Annotated in this window: 19 protein-coding genes and 1 pseudogene; 15 read left to right on the top strand and 5 right to left on the bottom strand. The window is 38.0% G+C overall.

Translation table 11 applies throughout. The features are described from left to right. Positions 1-28 precede the first annotated feature (28 nt). The 12 genes from CBE70_RS14375 to CBE70_RS14430 all read left to right on the top strand — a co-directional run bounded on the left by CBE70_RS14375 (position 29) and on the right by CBE70_RS14430 (position 13,388). Positions 29-496, top strand: a complete 468-nt coding sequence (locus CBE70_RS14375) for a phage tail tube protein (protein ID WP_036913331.1) — start codon at positions 29-31, stop codon at positions 494-496. Positions 497-498: 2 nt separating this feature from the next. Further along, on the top strand, positions 499-879 hold the full coding sequence (locus tag CBE70_RS14380; RefSeq protein ID WP_100159855.1) for a phage tail assembly chaperone: 381 nt from the start codon (positions 499-501) through the stop codon (positions 877-879). A 41-nt stretch (positions 880-920) separates the two neighbouring features. Next, the gene (locus CBE70_RS14385; RefSeq protein ID WP_227335946.1) at positions 921-1,184 is read left to right on the top strand and encodes a phage tail assembly protein T; all 264 of its coding nucleotides are present in this window, start codon (positions 921-923) and stop codon (positions 1,182-1,184) included. A gap of 19 nt (positions 1,185-1,203) precedes the next feature. Further along, complete coding sequence (locus CBE70_RS14390; RefSeq protein WP_100159856.1) at positions 1,204-4,443, top strand: phage tail tape measure protein; 3,240 nt, start codon at positions 1,204-1,206, stop codon at positions 4,441-4,443. A 2-nt stretch (positions 4,444-4,445) separates the two neighbouring features. Beyond that, positions 4,446-4,778, top strand: a complete 333-nt coding sequence (locus CBE70_RS14395; RefSeq protein ID WP_069366999.1) for a phage tail protein — start codon at positions 4,446-4,448, stop codon at positions 4,776-4,778. Next, on the top strand, positions 4,775-5,524 hold the full coding sequence (locus CBE70_RS14400; protein ID WP_100159857.1) for a phage minor tail protein L: 750 nt from the start codon (positions 4,775-4,777) through the stop codon (positions 5,522-5,524). Before CBE70_RS14395 ends, CBE70_RS14400 begins: the two co-directional genes overlap by 4 nt. Before the next feature lie 5 nt (positions 5,525-5,529). Then, positions 5,530-6,237 carry a C40 family peptidase gene (locus CBE70_RS14405; RefSeq protein ID WP_100159869.1) on the top strand — a complete coding sequence of 236 codons (708 nt, stop codon included), beginning with the start codon at positions 5,530-5,532 and terminating at the stop codon, positions 6,235-6,237. A 90-nt stretch (positions 6,238-6,327) separates the two neighbouring features. Beyond that, positions 6,328-6,828, top strand: coding sequence for a hypothetical protein (locus CBE70_RS14410; RefSeq protein ID WP_088495891.1), 501 nt, complete (start codon positions 6,328-6,330; stop codon positions 6,826-6,828). A 56-nt stretch (positions 6,829-6,884) separates the two neighbouring features. After that, positions 6,885-7,478 carry a tail assembly protein gene (locus tag CBE70_RS14415; protein WP_226905414.1) on the top strand — a complete coding sequence of 198 codons (594 nt, stop codon included), beginning with the start codon at positions 6,885-6,887 and terminating at the stop codon, positions 7,476-7,478. Positions 7,479-7,497: 19 nt separating this feature from the next. Beyond that, positions 7,498-10,905 (top strand): host specificity protein J, encoded by a 3,408-nt coding sequence (locus CBE70_RS14420; RefSeq protein WP_100159858.1) that lies wholly within the window; start codon positions 7,498-7,500, stop codon positions 10,903-10,905. A gap of 3 nt (positions 10,906-10,908) precedes the next feature. Then, positions 10,909-11,940 (top strand): hypothetical protein, encoded by a 1,032-nt coding sequence (locus CBE70_RS14425; RefSeq protein ID WP_100159859.1) that lies wholly within the window; start codon positions 10,909-10,911, stop codon positions 11,938-11,940. A gap of 35 nt (positions 11,941-11,975) precedes the next feature. Continuing rightward, complete coding sequence (locus CBE70_RS14430; protein ID WP_100159860.1) at positions 11,976-13,388, top strand: phage tail fiber protein; 1,413 nt, start codon at positions 11,976-11,978, stop codon at positions 13,386-13,388. Between the two features lie 66 nt (positions 13,389-13,454). Here the strand turns inward: CBE70_RS14430 and CBE70_RS14435 are convergent, their stop codons facing one another. Next, positions 13,455-14,480, bottom strand: a complete 1,026-nt coding sequence (locus tag CBE70_RS14435) for an acyltransferase family protein (protein ID WP_232797405.1) — start codon at positions 14,478-14,480, stop codon at positions 13,455-13,457. A gap of 761 nt (positions 14,481-15,241) precedes the next feature. Here CBE70_RS14435 and CBE70_RS14440 point away from each other — a divergent pair. Then, positions 15,242-15,409, top strand: a pseudogene (locus CBE70_RS14440) (isocitrate/isopropylmalate family dehydrogenase); the annotation flags it as partial. A 109-nt stretch (positions 15,410-15,518) separates the two neighbouring features. Here the strand turns inward: CBE70_RS14440 and CBE70_RS14445 are convergent. From CBE70_RS14445 to CBE70_RS14460, 4 genes are all read right to left on the bottom strand, one after another. After that, entirely contained in the window at positions 15,519-16,652 is a 1,134-nt protein-coding gene (locus tag CBE70_RS14445) for a site-specific integrase (RefSeq protein ID WP_100159862.1), read from the bottom strand. Further along, positions 16,627-16,878 carry an excisionase gene (locus CBE70_RS14450; RefSeq protein ID WP_017628380.1) on the bottom strand — a complete coding sequence of 84 codons (252 nt, stop codon included), beginning with the start codon at positions 16,876-16,878 and terminating at the stop codon, positions 16,627-16,629. Before CBE70_RS14450 ends, CBE70_RS14445 begins: the two co-directional genes overlap by 26 nt. Before the next feature lie 85 nt (positions 16,879-16,963). Next, the gene (locus tag CBE70_RS14455; RefSeq protein ID WP_100159863.1) at positions 16,964-17,488 is read right to left on the bottom strand and encodes a hypothetical protein; all 525 of its coding nucleotides are present in this window, start codon (positions 17,486-17,488) and stop codon (positions 16,964-16,966) included. A 505-nt stretch (positions 17,489-17,993) separates the two neighbouring features. Then, entirely contained in the window at positions 17,994-18,632 is a 639-nt protein-coding gene (locus tag CBE70_RS14460) for a LexA family protein (RefSeq protein ID WP_408634018.1), read from the bottom strand. Between the two features lie 112 nt (positions 18,633-18,744). On the opposite strand from CBE70_RS14460, the gene CBE70_RS14465 reads away from it, so the two are divergent. After that, entirely contained in the window at positions 18,745-18,939 is a 195-nt protein-coding gene (locus tag CBE70_RS14465; protein WP_049217157.1) for a Cro/CI family transcriptional regulator, read from the top strand. Positions 18,940-18,976: 37 nt separating this feature from the next. Next, a complete protein-coding gene (locus CBE70_RS14470; protein ID WP_100159865.1) occupies positions 18,977-19,453 on the top strand; it encodes a YmfL family putative regulatory protein in 477 nt (158 codons plus the stop codon). The last annotated feature ends 323 nt before the right edge of the window (positions 19,454-19,776 follow it).

The following is a 19,776-nucleotide window of genomic DNA, read 5'->3' on the forward strand; positions in this document are numbered from 1 at the left end:
GGTTTTTTTATGCCAATAGGAAATGATCATGTCTAGTAAATATGAAAAAACACAAGGCACTAAAATCAGTGTCTCGAAATTACCCGCAACAGAAGTTAACCCTGCTGATGCGGTATTTTTAGGGATTTCGTGTTCAACAAAAGAAATCAGTTATACCGGTGGGCAGAAATCAGATATTGATGTCACCACACTCTGCTCTGAGGAGCAAGAAGTTACCAATGGATTATCCGCACCTGCAGAGCTCACCATTAATGGTAATTTCACCGATGATGAAGGCCAAGAAACATTACGTACCGCGTATGAAAATGATGAAGTTCATGCATTTAAAGTAGAGTTCCCTTCGGGGATTGGCTATGCATTTTTAGCCGAAGTGCGTCAAAACAGTTGGAGTGTTTCTACTTCAGGTGTGGTTTCCGCTTCATTTACCCTACGTTTAAAAGGTAAATCTAAGCCGATTAAAAACGGGACTGTTAATTTAAATAAAGGTAGCGAATAACCATGAAAAAACCGTCATTAAAGTCACTGGCTTTAAGTGAAAAGAACGCCTTTCGCACAAAGAAAGTGAATGTTGCTGAATGGGAAAATGCGGTCGTCATGCTTCGTGAACCGTCATCACCTGCATGGATGAAGTGGCGTGAAATTATTCATCATGATAATGCTGAAGATGAACATTCGTTATCTGACATTGAAATTGCACAACGTAATTTACGTGCCGATGTTGTGATGTTTATTGATGTGTTGCGTGATGAAAACGGGGAGGTCGTTTTTGATGAATCAGACATCAACGATGTGATAGCTATTTATGGCCCTGTGCATTCTCGTTTATTAAAACAAGCGCTCGATTTAACTATTTCGGTTGATGATGCAGAAAAAAAGTAGCTCAGCCTGATACTTTCTTTTTAATGACATTGGCGCTCCGTATGGGGCGCACTCTTGATGAACTCACTCGCCAAATGAGCTTGAGTGAGCTTCGGATGTGGATGGCTTTTGATCGCATTAATCCCATCGGTGATATTCGTAGTGATATTCAAACAGCACATATCGTTTCTTCTATTTATCACTCTCAAGGCGGTAAATGCACGCTTTCTGATGTGCTTTTACGGTGGGACCCCAAAGCAACCCAAGAAAGTGATGATAGTTCTAATGGGTTAGAGAATTTCTTTCAGTCTATTTCAGAAAATTAATTATTTTTGTGAGGATAAAATGGCAAAACTGCGTGAACTGATTATTAAAATTTCTGCTAATTCTTCCTCGTTTCAATCTGAAATAGCGCGTGCTTCGCGTATGGGGGAAAACTATTATCGGATCATTGAGCAAGGAGAGCGACGCGCCAGTGGTGCATCTCGTGAAATGCAACGCGCTATCCATGATCTAAATGGTGAATTATCGTCCATTAAAAATACTGTATCAGGCGTTGCGGGTGCATTTGCAGGAGCTTTTGCAACACAACAACTTATCAATTATGCAGACACATGGAGTCAACTTAGCGGTCGATTAAAATTAGCGTCTACGTCGATGGAGGATTTTAAACAAGCACAGCAAGAGTTAATGACGCTGAGCCAAAGAACGGGCACATCGATTGCAGCGAATACGAATCTATACAGTCGTGTTGCACAATCCATGCGTGATGCGGGGTATGCATCAAGTGATGTTGCTAAAGTCACCGAAACCATTGCAACTTCATTAAAACTCTCTGGCGCCAGCGCTGAAGAAACCAGCTCTGTTATTACACAGCTAAGCCAAGCATTAGGTTCGGGTGTTCTTCGTGGTGAAGAGTTTAATGCTGTCATGGAGAATGGTGGTCGATTAGCAAAAATGCTGGCTGATGGTATGGGAACGACGATTGGTGGTCTGCGTGAAATGTCGCAAAATGGGCTGCTCACGATGGATAAAATTGTTCCTATCCTGACGAATACGCAACAGTTACGAGCCGAATTTGAGCAATTACCAGCCACGGTAAGTGGGTCTGCACAGAAGATTGAAAATGCGTTCATGGCATGGATCGGCAATGTTAATGAAACATCGGGTGCTACTCGCACACTATCAACCGCAATGGAAGGGATCGCGAACAATATTGATGGTATAGCCTCTGTTTCTGGTGTTTTAATTGGTCTAGGTTTGGCTCGTTACTTTGGTGGACTGACAACAAGTGTGGCAAATGCAACCATTGGGGTTGCGCGTGCAACAAAAAGTGAAATAGCACATGCTCAAGCTCAATTGCAAGGTATCAAAATATCAACGGCTAGAGCAAGAGCAGCAGTCTATCGGGCTCAACAAGCAAGGTTGGCATCACAAAGTGTTGAGCAACAAGCATTAGCTGAGCGTCGATTAGCGTCCGCGCAGGCAACGTTAAATAGAAATATTTCTGCTAGACGCACGGCACAAGAAAACCTTAATAGAGTAACCTCTGTTGGAACACGCCTTCTTGGTGGTGCAATGGGGTTGATTGGTGGGGTTCCTGGTCTCGTGATGGCGGGTGCGACTGCTTGGTATATTATGCATCAGCGCCAGCAAGAGGCGAGAAGATCTGCCATTGAGTATGCTAATACGCTAGATACTCTGAAAGAACGTATGCCCAACATGACTTTATCGCAGTCGCATGATGAGTCAAAAAATATAAAGAAAACGCTTGAAGTTCAAATTGAAGAATACGAAAAGCAACTTGCTAAAATTAAAAACATGGAGCGTGGCATAGTAAGTGCTCAACGTGAAGCGGATAACTTGCCAGAAGGTGTAGCAAGAGAAAGATTGCAATGGCGTATAAAGGAAACTGTATCTGCATTAGCCGTTGAAACTCAGCGGTTATCTCAAATGGAACAAGAAAAAGAAAGAACAACAAGCGCATTAAATGCGGTAGACAGCCAACGGAATTTTCTTATACGTCAGCAGGACTTGGAACAAAATAAAACCCATCAATCACTACTATTAATGAATGCCGAGCAAACCAAATTCAATCAAATCATGAATATTGGTAATAGTGTCTTAGCGACTCGACAGGCATTAGTTAATATTCCAATGCGTATTCCCAATGCAACATTAACTGATAAACAGCAAGCGTTAATAGATAATTCAGAAAGAAATAAGACTCTATCTTCATTATCGGGTGAGGACAAAATAGTCAAACAAGCTGAGTTTTCTGCTGATGATGTTGGGTTATTAAATACACCAGAATTTGCTGATGCTAGAAGAAAATATATTGAAAATCAGGTAGAAGCATACAGGAGTCAGCAAAAGCTAAACGAATCTCTTAAAACAGGAAAGGCAACACAAAGCGCCTATGAAAAAGCGCAAAAAGAAGCTGAAAGAACTGCAGAACAATATGAGCGGAAAATAGCGGATTTAAGTGTGGCAACAGAGGTTCAGAAGGTTAGGGCTTCACAAGGCGAAAAAGCCGCTTCTCTTTATGCAGCATCACATGAAAATGGGGCTAAATGGACTGATAAGCAAAGAGAAGCGATTGAACGCTCATCCGTCGCTCTCGCAGAATGGACGCAAAAAGCAGATGATGCCGTCAAAAAGCATCGTGATATGGAAGATGCTCGTAAAAAACTGCAAGAAGCCACAGTCAAATTTAACGATGAAGCTACGTTAGCGACTCAAACCAATAGCATGAGTTCGCGAGAAAAAAGCTATTTTGAAGAAAGCCAGCAAATAGACCGTATCTACAATGAATCTGCAAAGAAAACAGAAGATATTGAAGCCAGATCTAAAGCATTAGATGCATTAGACCTTAAGTATCGAAATATAGCGCTCGCTGAATCTGACTGGACCGCAGGTATAACGCGTGGAATGAAAGATTGGGTTCAGGAAAGTGGTAACTACGCTGCTCAAACAGCCTCTGTTGTTCAAAATGCAATGGGAGGAATGGTTGATACTATCAGCGATAAACTAAATGGTAATAAAGCCAGCTGGAAAGATTGGTCTGTTAGCGTGTTGAAATCCATTCAGAATGTACTCATTAATGCGGCAATAGTGAATAGCCTGAATACAATGGCCGGTGCTGGCGGTTGGATGGGCGCTGTTGGTGGATTTTTAGGTGGTGTTGCTCATGCTAAAGGTGGGGTACATAGTTCAGAAAGTCTTGGTTCTTATAGTAATCAAATCGTTAGCTCACCCACGTATTTTGCCTTTGCTAAGGGGGGCGCGCCTAATCTCGGACTTATGGGCGAGGCGGGGAGTGAGGCTATAATGCCATTAACCCGAACCGCAGATGGCAACTTAGGGGTTAGAGTTGTTGGTGGTAATAATCAGGGCGCTACTTCAGCACCTCAGGTTTACATTACCATTGATGGTAACGGTAATTCAGAAACTCAATCAACGAACGGGTTTGAACAGTTTGGTGCGGAGGTTGGACGATTTGTTGATAGTCGTTACCGAGAGTTAATGTCTAAAGATATTAGGCCGGGTGGTTTAATTTGGAACGCAACTCGAGGAGGCCGTTAAAAATGGAAACATTCACTTGGTGTCCACGTATAAACCCGACTGAAGATGTCTCTTACAACACAAGGAAAGTCAAGTTTGGGGATGGTTATGAACAAGTTTCTGGCAATGGTTTAAATTCACGTAGTCAGAAATGGGCAATGGAGTTTGTGGGTGATGATAATTACATTTCAGCTATCCGTCACTTTATTGATAAACACGCAGGAATAAAGTCGTTTTTCTGGAAGCCGCCTCTTGAGCCACTTGGATTGTATCGTTGTGATGAACACAAACTCATTCCGAACGGTGCAGGAAATTACACCCTTTCTTTAGTTTTTATTCAGGCATTTAAATCATGATCACAGCCGATTATCAAAAATTAGAGCCGGGCAATACTGTCCGGCTTTTTGAAGTTGATGGTACAGAATTTGGTGTTCCTAATATTCTGAGATTCCATGCATACAATATTCCCATCACGGAAGAGGAGATGCAAAAGGCTAAAGGAGAAATAGAGGCTAAGTCCATTTGGTGGCAAGGGAATGAATATGGGGCATGGCCAGTTCAAATAGAAGGGTTAGAGTCCTCTACAACGGGATCTAGTGCTAATCCTAAATTATCAGTGGCTAATTTAGATAGCTCAATAACCGCATTATGTCTGCATTATGATGATATGTTGAAAGCAAAAGTGATTATTCACGATACACTTTCTCATTATCTCGATGTGGAGAATTTTAGTGATGGGAATGCTTCTGCAGATCCCACCCAAGAGCGAGTATCTGTCTTTTATATTGATAGTAAAAGTGCAGAAACAAATGAGTTTGTTGAATTTACACTGGCGAGTCCAATGGATTTACAAGGTGTGATGATACCTACTCGGCAACTACATTCAATGTGTACGTGGTGTTTACGAGGGCAATATAAATCGGGAGATGGGTGTGATTATGCAGGGCAAAATGGTTATTTTGATAAACAGGGTAATCCTGTTGACGATCCATCACTAGATAAGTGTAGTGGTTTATTGAAAACGGGGTGTGTACCACGATTTGGTAAAAATAATCCACTTCCTTTTGGTGGCTTTGTCGGAACCTCATTGTTACGGAAATAATAATGATGCAAAAGAAAATACGAGAGGCGATATTTTCTCATGCAAAAAAGGAATATCCCAAAGAAGCATGTGGCGTTATCGTACAAAAATCCAGAGTAAAGACGTATTTACCTTGTGTAAATGTAGCTACAACACCTCAAGAGCACTTCGTTATTTCTCCCCAAGAATATGCATTATGTGAAGACCAAGGCGTCGTTATTGGTATTGTTCATAGTCATCCAGATGCTACGACTCAGCCTTCTGAGTTAGATCAGGCTCAATGTGATGCACTGGGTATCCCTTGGTATATTGTCAGTTACCCCGAGGGGGATTTTCGTGAAATTCTTCCTCGAGGCGAACTTCCTCTTATTGGCCGTCCATTTGTGCTTGGTTTTACGGATTGCTGGGGCCTAATAATGAGTTATTTTAAGCAGACACATAATATTGTATTACCTGATTATCGTGTTGATTATCCGTGGTGGGAGCAAGGTGAAGATCGCTATATGGATAATTGGCAAGAAGCGGGGTTTATGAAAGTAGAAGGTGAACCACAAGTAGGCGATATGGTTGTTATGCAGGTTCAATCCAATGTTGCAAATCATGCTGGTATTATTCTGGATGATGGCATGTTATTACATCACCTTTATGGGCGATTAAGCCAACGAGTTCCTTATGGTGGTTATTGGCGAGATAGAACAATTATTATATTGCGTCATTTATCATTAATTAAATAAAAAGTATTTATTTCTATATTTGCCTTTCATTCTTATTATCAAGTTATTAACATGATCACGTTTAATTATAAAAACTGATATGGAGTGATAATGAAAAAATTTGGTTTTTTTACATTTGCTATTGGTGTTATCAGTATAATTATCGGATTGATAATATTAATGAATATTAAAACGGAATATGATTCTGTTAGATTATTTCCTAATGCAGTAGTTTCTATGTCCATCGGTTGTTTTTTAACTTTAATCGGTTCTATTTTTGCCGGCTGTGGCGCTATTGTTGAAGAAATTAGAGGGGGTAAATCATCTCTTACTAATAATCAACAAATAAATAATCAATCAATTGAAAATGAATTTTTTGATATAGGTAAATGGTCTGCTTCTAATTTTGTCATTAGAGGAAGTGATGGACTGAAATTTGATGAAGAAGCAGTAACTAAATTCGTCGAGGAAATGAAAAAATCAAAACCTACATATAACGGAGCACAGTTAATAGCATTTTATAAGATGGACATAAACGCTATAACAAACGGTTTTCCAGAATCATTAAGATCAAAATTTACTGAAGATTTTGAAAATAAAGTAAATCATTAATTATTTAAACATCTTAAATATAACCCGCCAAGTGCGGGTTTTTTTATGGAGTTTTTATGCAAGAAGAAAAAATGGTAACAATAGAGTTAAGCGGAATATTAGGAAAAACATTTGGTAAAACTCATCAGCGCATAATTACGACAACATCAGAAGCAATCAGAGCACTTTGTTGTACCTTAAATGGATTTGAACAGTATTTAAATACCAGTAAATCACGTGGATTAACATACGCCGTATTTAAAGGGAAAAAGAATATCGGTGTTGATGATCTTAATTTCCCGATATCAGAAGAAATTATTCGTATCGTTCCGGTTGTGATGGGGAGCAAAAGAGGGGGTGTTTTTCAGACTATTTTTGGTGCCGTCCTTGTTGCTGCAGCTATATGGCTACCTTGGGGATCAGCATTATGGGCCAGTAACCTTTTATTTGCTGTTGGCGCATCAGTAGCTATCGGCGGTGTTATTCAAATGCTTTCACCTCAACCGAAAGGTCTTGCAATGCAAGATCAGGGTGAAAACAAACCTTCGTATGCGTTTGGCTCTCCTACTAATACCGTTTCTCAAGGTTACCCTGTACCAGTGCTTTATGGCGAAAGAACTATTGGTGGTGCCATCATTTCTGCAGGTATTTATGTAGAAGATCAGCAATAAATCTATTTGGAATAATCTAATGAGAAAAACAATTCACGGCCAAAAAGGGGGCGGTGGTAATCCTCGTGTGCCTGTTGAGCAACCCGATGATTTACAATCTATTGCTAAAGCAAAGTTACTCATTGCATTGGGTGAGGGAGAATTTGCCGGAGAGTTAACAGCACAAAATATCTTTCTTGATGGCACACCGTTAGAAGACACTGAAGGAAATGCAAATTTTAGTGGTGTAACGTGGGATTTTAGATCAGGAACACAAGCACAGACTTACATTCAAGGATTGCCTAGCGCTGAAAATGAAATCAATGTTGGTTCAACGATTTCGAGTAAAACACCGTGGGTTCACACATTTACCAATTCACAATTATCAGCTATTCGAGTTCGTCTAAAGTGGCCTTCATTATTCAAGCAAGAAGATAATGGGGATTTGGTGGGTAATGAAGTTAAATACGCTATTGATTTACAAACCGACGGTGGTAGCTGGAAAACCGTTATTGATAGTGCAGTAAAAGGGAAAACAACTTCAGGTTATGAGCGAGCTCATCGAATTGATTTACCTGAATCGACAACATCATGGTCACTACGTGTTAGAAAAGTCTCTAATGATGCTAATAGCAGTAAAATTGGTGATACGGTTGTTTTGCAAAGTTACACTGAAGTCATTGATGCTAAATTCACCTATCCTCATACAGCATTACTTTATATTGAATTCGACTCTAAACAATTCAACGGCTCTATTCCGCAAATAACGTGCAAACCGAAAGGACGCATAATCCGAATACCTTCAAATTACAATCCTATTGATCGCACCTATGCGGGTGTGTGGGATGGTTCCTTTAAATGGGCATGGACCAATAATCCCGCATGGGTTTTCTACGATATTGTTATCTCTGATAGATTTGGCCTTGGACAACGAATAAATCAACAACAGATTGATAAATGGGAGTTATACCGTATAGCGCAGTATTGTGATCAATTGGTACCCGATGGAAAAGGTGGTGACGGCACAGAACCTCGTTATGTCTGTGATGTTTATGTGCAAGATAGAAATGAAGCGTATAACGTGTTACGTGACTTTGCAGCCATCTTTCGAGGAATGACCTATTGGGGGGGCGGTCAGATTGTGACATTAGCAGATATGCCTCGTGACATTGATTATAGCTATACCCGAGCTAATGTGATTGATGGAAAATTTATTTATTCAAGCAGTAGCAGTAAAGAAAAATATTCCACGGCATTGGTTTCGTATTCAGATCCGCAAAATGGATATGCTGATGCAATGGAGCCGGTGTTTGAACCTGATTTAGTTTCTCGGTTTGGGTTTAATCAATTAGAAGTTACGGCGATTGGCTGTACTCGACAAAGTGAAGCAAACAGAAAAGGGCGCTGGGGAATACTGACAAACAATAAAGACAGAATGGTGACATTTTCTGTTGGGTTAGATGGGAACATTCCGCAACCCGGTTACATTATCGCTGTTGCTGATGAACTATTGTCAGGAAAAGTCACTGGCGGTCGAGTGAGTGCCATCGATGGCAGAAATATTACGTTAGATCGCGTTGCAAGTGCTGTGAGTGGTGATCGCTTAATTCTCAATCTTCCTTCAGGGCAATCGCAAGCAAGAACGATACAAACAGTATCAGGGAAAGTGATCACGGTTACAACGGAGTACAGTGAGACACCAGAGACAGAATGTGTTTGGGTTGTCGAATCAGAAGAGCTGTATGCGCAACAATATCGCGTTGTTAGTGTTACAGAAAATGAGTCTAATCAATTTACTATTACCGCCATTCAGCATGATCCTAGTAAATATGAACACGTTGATTCTGGTGCGGTGATTGATGAACGGCCCATTAGTGTTATTCCTCCTAATAACCAGCAAGCCCCGAAAAATATAGTCATCGACTCTTACTCCATTGTAAGCCAAGGCGTTAGCATTGAAACGATGCGAGCACAGTGGCCACAAGTTGAAAACGCAATCTCTTATGAAGCGCAGTGGCGTAGAAACGAAGGCAATTGGGTCAATATGCCTCGTAGCTCCATTAACTCTATTGAGGTTCCTAATGTTTATGCCGGTCGATATTTAGTCCGTGTTCGAGCCATTAATGCTTCTGAGATCTCCAGCGGGTGGGGATATTCTGACGAAAAAACGTTAACCGGAAAAATAGGAAATCCACCAAAGCCGGTTAATTTTAGAGCGTCGCCCTTAGTATTTGGCATTAAGCTAGACTGGGGATTTGGTGAAAACACCAGTGATACATTAAAAACTGAAATTCAGTACAGCAAAACCAATGATGGTGAAGGTCTGATGCTGTTATCTGATGTTCCTTACCCATCTAAAACCTATGAAATGGCAGGTTTATCCGCAGGTATCGTGTTTTATTTTAGAGCTAGGCTGGTGGATAAAACAGGTAATCAATCTGAGTGGACTGAGTTTATTCGTGGGGAGTCGGAGTTTGATGTAGGTACGATATTACCAGAGCTTGATGGACACTTCATGTCATCTGAAGCTGGTCAGCAACTCAGTGAACGCTTGGATTGGAATGCTGAGACAGCAATTATTCTTAGTAATGCTGACTCTCAACTATCACGCAGTTTGTTAGTGAAACACGGTCAATCACAGGCTGGGATCAAAGAGCTATGGCAAGTCCGTGCAACGGATAACGAAGCATGGGCACAGGAAGTTAAAGAAATCTATTCCGCTGTTGGTGATAACACGTCTGCAATTAAAGAGACTCAAACGTCAATTACCAATCTTGATGAGGCTTTTGGTCAGCGATTTACTGAAATTCGCACAGAAATGGATAAGGCTCAGGCTGATATCATTTCAAACTCTACCGCCATCTCTAACACAAACAAAGCTTTTGCTGAAAACAAAACCCAAGTTCAGGCTAAGTTTGATGAACAGGAGGGTTTGATTCAGGAGAAGATGCAAGCTACGTTTGAGCAGTCTGGCGACGGTGTTGTCACGCACTCAATTAATATCACGATTGTTCATAACAACGTGAAATACAATGCAGCAGGACAGGTCATTAGCGCTCAAGTTAAGAATGGGAAGCTCGAATCATTCTTTGGTTATAACGCGAATAACTTTGCTTGGTATAACCCTGCAAATGGCAAGATGGAATTATTCATGTATGCCAAGAACGGGCAATTGTTTATGCGTGAGGCCTTTATTAACGAGGCATGGCTGAATTCTGTTGTTGTCACTGAATACATTAAATCAGGTGATTATGTGCCTGGTAAGAGTGGTTTTTTGATTGATGGGAAAAACAATAATATGGAAATGAATAATGCCACATTTCGCGGTAATTTGGATATTGGCACCAATAAAACAGGTCAGCGCATCGTTATCACTAATAATCGTATTGCCGTTTATGATGATAAAGGCGTGTTGCGTGTTGAAATAGGGGAAATAACAGGGGTTTAATCAATGTATGGAATGTATATAAAACCTGATAACGGATCCTCTTTCTTATTAGATTCTGAAAAAAATCAACCCATTGGATTTTTATCCAGAATAGATATGCCTTATTCTTTAAGAGAGGGGTGGAAAAGTACGCCTCACAATATTCAGGATATTAATAAATACAATATTATTTTTATTCCACGAATAATGTCGAGAACCTTCAAAACGCAAGGCGCTTATGATTGGGGGAGTTGTAATATCACCAGCTATAAAATCGAAGGCGATAATTTTTTATATTATGGTGATAACGGTTCAGATTGGATATGGACAGACCCGGAAGAAGATTTCTGGTCTTCTGATGATCCATATTTCAGAATGGATATTTACGGTTATTTAAAAGAACGACCCAAATATGATTATGGAATACAACTACGTGGAATGAATAATATTTATAACCTTAATTCTGAATTACGAGGTTATTGTGTTTACGCTGAGCTTGTTAGTGTCACTGTCGGTAAAGAAAATGGCTGGTTCCCACCAAAAGAATTTTTCCTAAATGAAAATAACCCGATGTTATTTGCCAGACCAGAAAAAGATGGTGTAACTTTTTGTTATAACAAAATGAGAGGATTAACAGTCTCTGAAACATGCAAAGTGTATGTTGTAATCTTCAATACAAATCTAAGGTTACAAGCACCTAAATCAGGTGTCGTTATTTATAATGAAAAAAAAGAAATTACTTATACCTCTAAATATAAACCTCTCCATTTAGGGCAATCAACGTGGTTTGACCGAAATAATGGTGGAACATTTGAGCAATTGAAAAAGCCAATGATATTGCCAGATTCTCACTTTGTTAATTGGGTCGTTAATCGGGGCTATATGGATTATTACCGCACTGGTTATTATTTTATGAGTAATAACAAAGTCGGCATGAGAGATATTTATTATTTGGGTGGCGAATATGGTGGACCATATGGACCCAGCGGGAGTAATGGCTATAAAACGAATTACGATTTATATGGCATCGAACTTAGCGACTACTTCAATATTTAATTAACCCTCATTTTCACCTCTAGGAAAATCTATTTATGATATACACAACAGGCACTATTAATGCAGTGTCAGGGTCTGCTATTGTCAAAGGCACTGGCACTAAATTTAAAAATAATAATCCAGCCATTAATATCGGAATGACGATTTTAATTAAATCGGGAAATACTAATATTCCGTATATGATTAAATCCGTTAATTCCGACACAGAATTAGTATTAGCACAACCCGCATTAGTAACAGCAACTAACACAACATTCTCAATTCATATTACTGAGCCCGATAATAATAGTGATGCAGCAAGAACGATGGTTGCAATAAATGCATACACACAATATTTCCTTGATGCAATGAATACATGGATGAGTGAAACAGGGCAGACAAAAATTGAAATGCCAAATGGTGAAGTTGTCACGCTCGATAGCATTAAAAAGATGCAGGAGGATATTAGTAATAAATTTGATAAAAAAGGTGGGAAAATATTAGGTTACACAGCTGTCGATGGATTAATTCAATCACTTCAAGGTAGATTGGGTGGGGTAAAGGATGGTTCTAGCATTAATTTAGAGTGCGATGCGGATGGACCACGAATAACATCATTATATCCAAACTCTAGCTGGGGAATCCATAGACTCCCGACTTCTAGTGGCACCTTTATGCAAATCGGCGACTATGGAGTAGGGGGGAATACCATACATATAGATAATTCAGGTTTGAATAACCCACTAACGCCAACTGGTACATATCATCAAGGGGGAGGGCAAAATGACAATTGGTTTGGTACATATGGAGTATTAATAAATTTAAAATATAATGATACAAATTCAACTAAAATTTTCTATAGTGGGGATAAAGGTATTCCAACTATTGCATCGAAACATGGCGAATCATTAGTTTGGAATGTTTTATGGGGAACTGGTAACACCACAACAGATCCACAAGGTTTCATCAAAAAAGCCTCCCCAATTATTAACATCAATCCTGACGGCACATTTACCACTAACGACGAATCTGAGGGTGCTACGGTTACTCGAGTAGCTCAAGGTGAATATCTTATCGAGGGAGTATTAGGTTTTAATTCAGACGCAGGTTGGGGCGGAGTCGACGGCGGTATTGAAATTCCACTTGATGTCAATAAGCAACCGCTCATTTGGGTTAACTCTAAAGTTAACAAAGACGGCTCTATTCTCGTTAAAACGTATCACCGAACTCACCCTAATGCACCTAAATTCGCCCGTAATGATATTGACGGGTACAAAGACGGCGACCCAATTGATATCCCTGATGGTCGTTTTATTTCTGTTCGTGTACAGATGCCAGAGCAATCAATCTATAACGTGAGAATGCGTGAAATGGAAGAAGTGCAGGAAGCGGAAGAAGAGCGCAGACAAAAAGAAGAAAATCAGGACACCAATAAGACACCAGAAATAGTGTTTTCCAAAAGGTTATAGTTGTATTTTGTATGTACTAATAATTATAATTGATTGGAAATAGCGCGAAAAAGATCGCGCTATTATTCACTTCACAGAAAATACACCATGGAAATTATTATTTAACCAGTAACCGATTTTATTAGCAACATAAACACATAATGCTGTATATATAACAGCACTAACCGGTGTATCAACTGTTAATGATAAGCCAGTAATAGATATGGCTGAAGATAAAAACACCTTTGTTATATACTCTAAACCACAAATGTTTAGTGTATTCTTACCCATATGGTTAATGATGTTAAACTTACAAATATATTTCGCAATGTATGTGTTAAATATAACTAGAGATAAAGTTGTTATCATTATATTTAGTATGGAAAAAACTTTATTTCCATCATATGGAATTGAAAATTCATCTAGTATAGTAATGAATAATGGTCTCGAATCTAACAGTTGGTATAATGATAAAATAAATGTAATTAAAAAGAGTGAGTAGCCAAACAGTGTTCTTTTAAATAAAATGCCGTGTGAAATTTGATTAAATAAGCATCTGCCAAAAGCTAACAACCACCAGTATGCTAATGCTGAATCAATATTCCAAAACCAACTTGGTGATATATATGGATTATTTTTTAGAATATATTGTGTTATATATAATGAAACTATAGATAACAATAAAACAAAATATTTATTTTTAATTATCTTGTAAAATATGTAATCTATTATAAATGTAACAAATAGACAGTTAAAAAACCAAATACTTCCTACATAAGGGTCATTCCTTATTCCTTTTAATATGTATATACATGCTTGAAACAATGTTATCGTTTTATCGTGAGAAATAATCGCATTAATAAACATAACAATAAAAGCAAATGCAAAATATGGTAGCATCAGTCGTTTGAATTTAGATATGAAAAAAATCATGATGTTACTATCTTTTTTATATGAAGCAAAGAAACCAGCTGCAAAAAAGAACAAAGGAACGTGGTAGTTAAATACAAATGAGTAGAATTGACCCGCGCCTTGACCAAAATGACCTATGTATATAGCAAAAATACCTAAAAACTTAAGGGAGTCAACCCATAAGTATCTATGATTATTCATCATTAACCTTTTTATTCATTAGATGCCAAAAGGTTATATTTTATAGTTATTTCTGATTAAAACAACAAAAAAAACAGGGATGATTCTATCATTTTATATATTTTTAGTTTAGTATCAGCCTTTTTCTTTTCCATTATTTATTTTATGTCGCGGATAGACTGATAGATAGTGGCGCCGACGAATTAATAGTCACACGTTAGCTCAACGAACCGAATCAGTCACTAATTTTTTTATAATTTGTACTTGTAACGCATTACGATTTATATCTTTTGTTTTTGCTCTTCTTTTTATTAAAATTCAGTTTTATACGTGGCATATACGTCACCTTACTTTGCTCTATATGTGTTCAATATTTGCGTGTATTAAATTTTTAGATAGTAAAGATAAAGTATAGTTTTGCATTATAGAAAAATAAAAAATTAAACAATAATACAAAATCACATTATGTAATATTTTATTAAACAACATTGACTTCTTTAATAAATATTTAACTATGTATCACATGTCTAATATGTGATGTTTTATAGCCTCTTATGAAACTTTTGCATTATTAAAAAATTTGTTGAGCTTATTTGTTTGAGTAATATATTTTATTTGAATTATTCATCAAAACCCGTTTATATATCTAAATTTTTGGTTATCAAAACCAATAAAAGTATTATGGTAATCAATTAGTTATAAAAATGCACAATCATTGTCTTTTAAGTATATTAAGAGTGAATATACCTTAATAAACAAATGCTTAATGATAGTGGAAATACATAATGCTACGCCACATGGGTTGGACAGAAGCCGCTGACTTAATCATTAAAGGTATGGAAGGCGCGATTGCCGCTAAGACCGTAACTTATGATTTCGAACGTCAGTTAGAAGGCGCTAAATTGCTGAAATGTAGCGAGTTTGGTGACGCGATTATCAAACACATGTAATTGTTGATTTGATAAATAGTTAACGGGAGCTTATTAGTTCCCGTTTATTTTTTGTACTATAAAATTCTTCCCCAAAATATCCCCAAAACTCTTCCCCAAAACTGTTCAATTAAACAGCAATAATTTGCCATTCTTTTCCTCTATCGTCGTGGTATTTATCAGTCATATTTTGTGTTTTATGCCCCAATAATTTTTGTGTATTAATTCCTTGTTCACGATAAAGTCGCTCGGATAAAGAACGTTGTTCATGGAAAGTAGGTGCCGTACCTTTTTCCCAAGTTAACCCACATTTATCTCGCGCTTTTTTAAACGTTGTGGTTAATGTATTTGGTGTGACTTGTTCACCGCGTTTCGCTTGTGCGGTGGTATGCCGATAATGCACGAGATATTTGCTCACAACCGCGTCACGACATTGAGCAACGACATCCCTTAAGGAGAGATTGATAGCCTCACATTTTAGCGAGAGAGGGATGGCCAACTTACTGCCTGTTTTCTCTTGCTGTATATGCAACATGTCATCCCAAATATCAGAGAATTTCATTTTACAGATATCACCGATCCGCTGACCTGTGGTTAAAGCCAATAACATGCCACATTGCAGGTAAGGAGGGTGATTTTTAGCTTGCTGGTAAATAGTGCGCCATTCTTCCAATGTCATGCGTTCTCTTTTCACTCGGTTCCGTGGTTGTTTAGTTGCTTTCGCGGGATTGTAACCAGGCGGAACATAGCCAGCATGTTGAGCTTCTTTAAATACATCAATAAGCACCATGCGAACGACCTGAGCCATTCTTGAATGTCCTAATACTTTGACGGAATCTATTATTTCAGCGATATCTAATGCGGTTATCTCTTTTAATATTTTCGTACCACAATACTGACGGAATAAATTAATAGGTTTCATTTTTTGTCGATAAGAATTAATTTTTAATTCACCGATATCTAATCTTTCTTTTTGAATATCTAGATATTTATCCATCCATATATCGACAGATATTTCAGACTTGTTTGTCTTAATTTTTGATAACCGTTCATTAATACTTAATAACTGTCGAGTATGTTGTTCAGCAATAATTGTATTGGCTTGAATGGCGGTTTCTCTCGCTTCTTGCTCGTCGGTACCTAAGCTATGAAATTTACCGGTGATGGGGTGTTTATATTGCCAATAAATCTTGCCGTTACGTTTATCTAGCTTTCGATATAGATTAGGGATGATAATTTTATGGGTTCGTGGTCGGGCAGCCATCTGTAATTATCCTCTTAAGTCGTTCCGTTGATTTAGTAGGAATTTGAGGGAGAGACAGATAGCCCACATAACGAGCTTCTCTATCAACCATCCACTTGCGGCCAACTTTCATTGCAGGTGGTGCAATAAGGTTATTCTTTGCGTATTTTTGTAATACCGTCATGCAAGGAGAGGCATCCCCAAATTCCAACCTTGCCCACGCTTCAAGAGTCACCATTCTTGACATATTTTCTCTCCATACTGCCGTATACAGTTTAAATAGACGTTAATTATGCTGGTGGTATTTATTTAAACTTTTTAGAACTGTTTATTTAGCTCCTTTTACTTAATTCATTAAATCTACGTAAAAATAAAACTTTGGCTTGTAGAGGGGTTAATGGATTAACAATAAAATCACTTGTAGGAATACCTTCAAGCATTAGCCAATTGCTACCCACATCAATATCTAAATCTCGTTTTTCAGTTGCTAACATCATTAAGTCGGCTAAATGCACAGCGTCCGACATAACGGGTGGCAAGTTATATTTTTGACGAATAACAGCATCAATTCTTTTTTCTATTTCCTTATATTCAGGTAATAGCTTTTTAAGCGGCGATGGCAGATCTTTGACATAGGCCTCACTGGCATCATGAAGTAAGGCTTCTAAAGCATATTCAGGAGCAACTAAATAGCTGACATATACTGAGTGTTGAGCAACAGAATAGAAATTATCAATTTGTCCATTAAAGCGACATTCATTAGCTAAACCTATCGCGATGTCTTGAATATCTATATCCTCGATCCGTACATCGAGGTAATAGAAGTGCTTATTCGTTGCAGTTGCAATATAAGACATTATTCTCTCCACATAATTTAAGTAATAAAGATCCCTCTCGAATTAATCGAGATTAAATTTCCCTGATGTTGGTTAATGGTAAATTCAAATAAAGACTTATTTTTTATGTTTCAATTATTGAACTTGATTATTGCTTACCTCAAGTTGTGGCGGTTTCTACTGTTTCCCAACAGACAGAAACTATTTCTCTTCANTCAAATAAAGACTTATTTTTTATGTTTCAATTATTGAACTTGATTATTGCTTACCTCAAGTTGTGGCGGTTTCTACTGTTTCCCAACAGACAGAAACTATTTCTCTTCACATGAAAATTTTTATTAAGGTGTTTTCACACACATAATTGAATTAGATATTAATCATAATGTAACTCATCCTACACCACATATTTAAAATGTAGGATAACCAACATTGGTGTGTCAAGTGTTTTTGTAGGAAATCTTACATTGGTATATGATGGTAATAAAAAATCCTCCGAAGAGGATCCTTTTATCAATGAGATAGGAAATTATGGTAAATGAGCTATTTTGGCATCCACAACAACACCCACAATTTTACAATTTCCATTGATTGGTATTAAGCGGTATTGAGGGTTTAATGGTTTTAAGTAATGGTTGCCCGCGTCTACAATATACTGCTTAAATGTAACTTCATTTTCAGATTCTAATTTAGCGACAACTAGCTTGCCACTAACAACCTCTACTGCGGGATCTACTAATATAATCATCCCTTCAGGAATACTTAGTCCAGAAGGAGAGGTCATAGAATCTCCTTTTACTTCTAGCCAAAATGATTCTTCGGAACAATGCACAGTTGTCTCATACCATGTATCGATTGATTTTCTATGATATGGCTCTACGGCCTCAGACCAATTCCCAGCGCTTACCCAGCTAATTAAAGGGTATTCACCACTAGATCTATTAAATTTTAAAAACGAAACATTAGAAATAGGATCTTCTTTTCCATCAACAAGCCAAATAGGGCTTGTTTCAAGAGCACTCGCTAATGCTTGAAGATTAGTGCCATTGGGTTGATAGTCACCTTTTTCCCAACCAGTAACAGTCACACGATTGACTCCAGCTTTTTTAGCTAGAGCCTGCTGTGTCATTTTCAGCTCAAGGCGTCTTTGTTTAATTCGTTCGCTCATTTCTTTCATGTAGGAAAGCCTACCACATTCCAAATGTAAGAATCTTGACATTTAAATGTAAGATATCCTACATTATATGCGTGTGAATTATTCACTTACCAAAGGATTACAAATGAAGAAAAAAGATGTAATCACGTTTTTTGGTGGTACGTGTAAAACAGCAAAAGCCCTCGGTATTAAACATCCTTCGGTGTGTGGTTGGGGATATATCATTCCTAAAGTAAGGGCGTATGAAATAGAAAAAATCACCAAGGGAAAACTTAAATATAACCCTGAACTTTATAGAAAAAATACCAAAACAGCATAAGGCAATTAACTACCAATAAAAGATAGAGCAGGTAGATATGAGCAAACATTCAATTAAAGAAGTTATTAAAGAAATGTGCAAAGCACTGCCGCGGGGACGTTCTGCTATGGCTGGGGCTTTAGGTATGTCACTCGAGACGTTTAATAACAAGTTATACGAAAAAAATGGCTGTCGTTTCTTTGATATTGATGAACAAGAAGCCATGGAAGACATTTCAGGCACTAAGTTGCTGGTGGAATATCATCTAGATCGCCATGGCATGAGTGCATTACCAAAAATAGAAGCGGAAAAGATAGATCAAGTAGAGCTATTTGATATGCGAATGACATTGGCTGCTATGCAAGGATCACTCGCCGTTTTAATTCAAGAAAGCCTTGTTGATGGTGTTTTAACGGATGAAGAAATAGGGCGTATTTATCGAAAAGCAGGAAAAGTTTTTGCATATGCAATTGGGTTCTTGGATTCACTGAAAGTGTTATACGGTGAAAAACAGGATGTGACTAAGAGAGGGTGAAGCCAAAGGTATACGGCCTCTGACTTCGATTGCCAATTTCAATGATGTGAAGAGAAATAAGCATGAGTAGATTAGCGCATTTAATACCTAAAAAGCAATTTCGCTGTTTACCCTTAACTAAAGAGGGAATATTTCGCTATGTAGAAAGCATACCGAGTGACAATCGATCACACAACTACCGAAAAAATATCGATTTGGTAGATAAGAGGACACTGAAAAAGTCATGGGCTGATTTCTATTTCTTGAGTGGAGGAAAATGCAATGCGAAATGAAGATCCCAATCGTCTTGATCGCTATTACAGAAACCCTCGAGGGCTCCTTGT

The organism is Proteus columbae (genome assembly GCF_002777965.1).
Lineage (GTDB): Bacteria > Pseudomonadota > Gammaproteobacteria > Enterobacterales > Enterobacteriaceae > Proteus > Proteus columbae.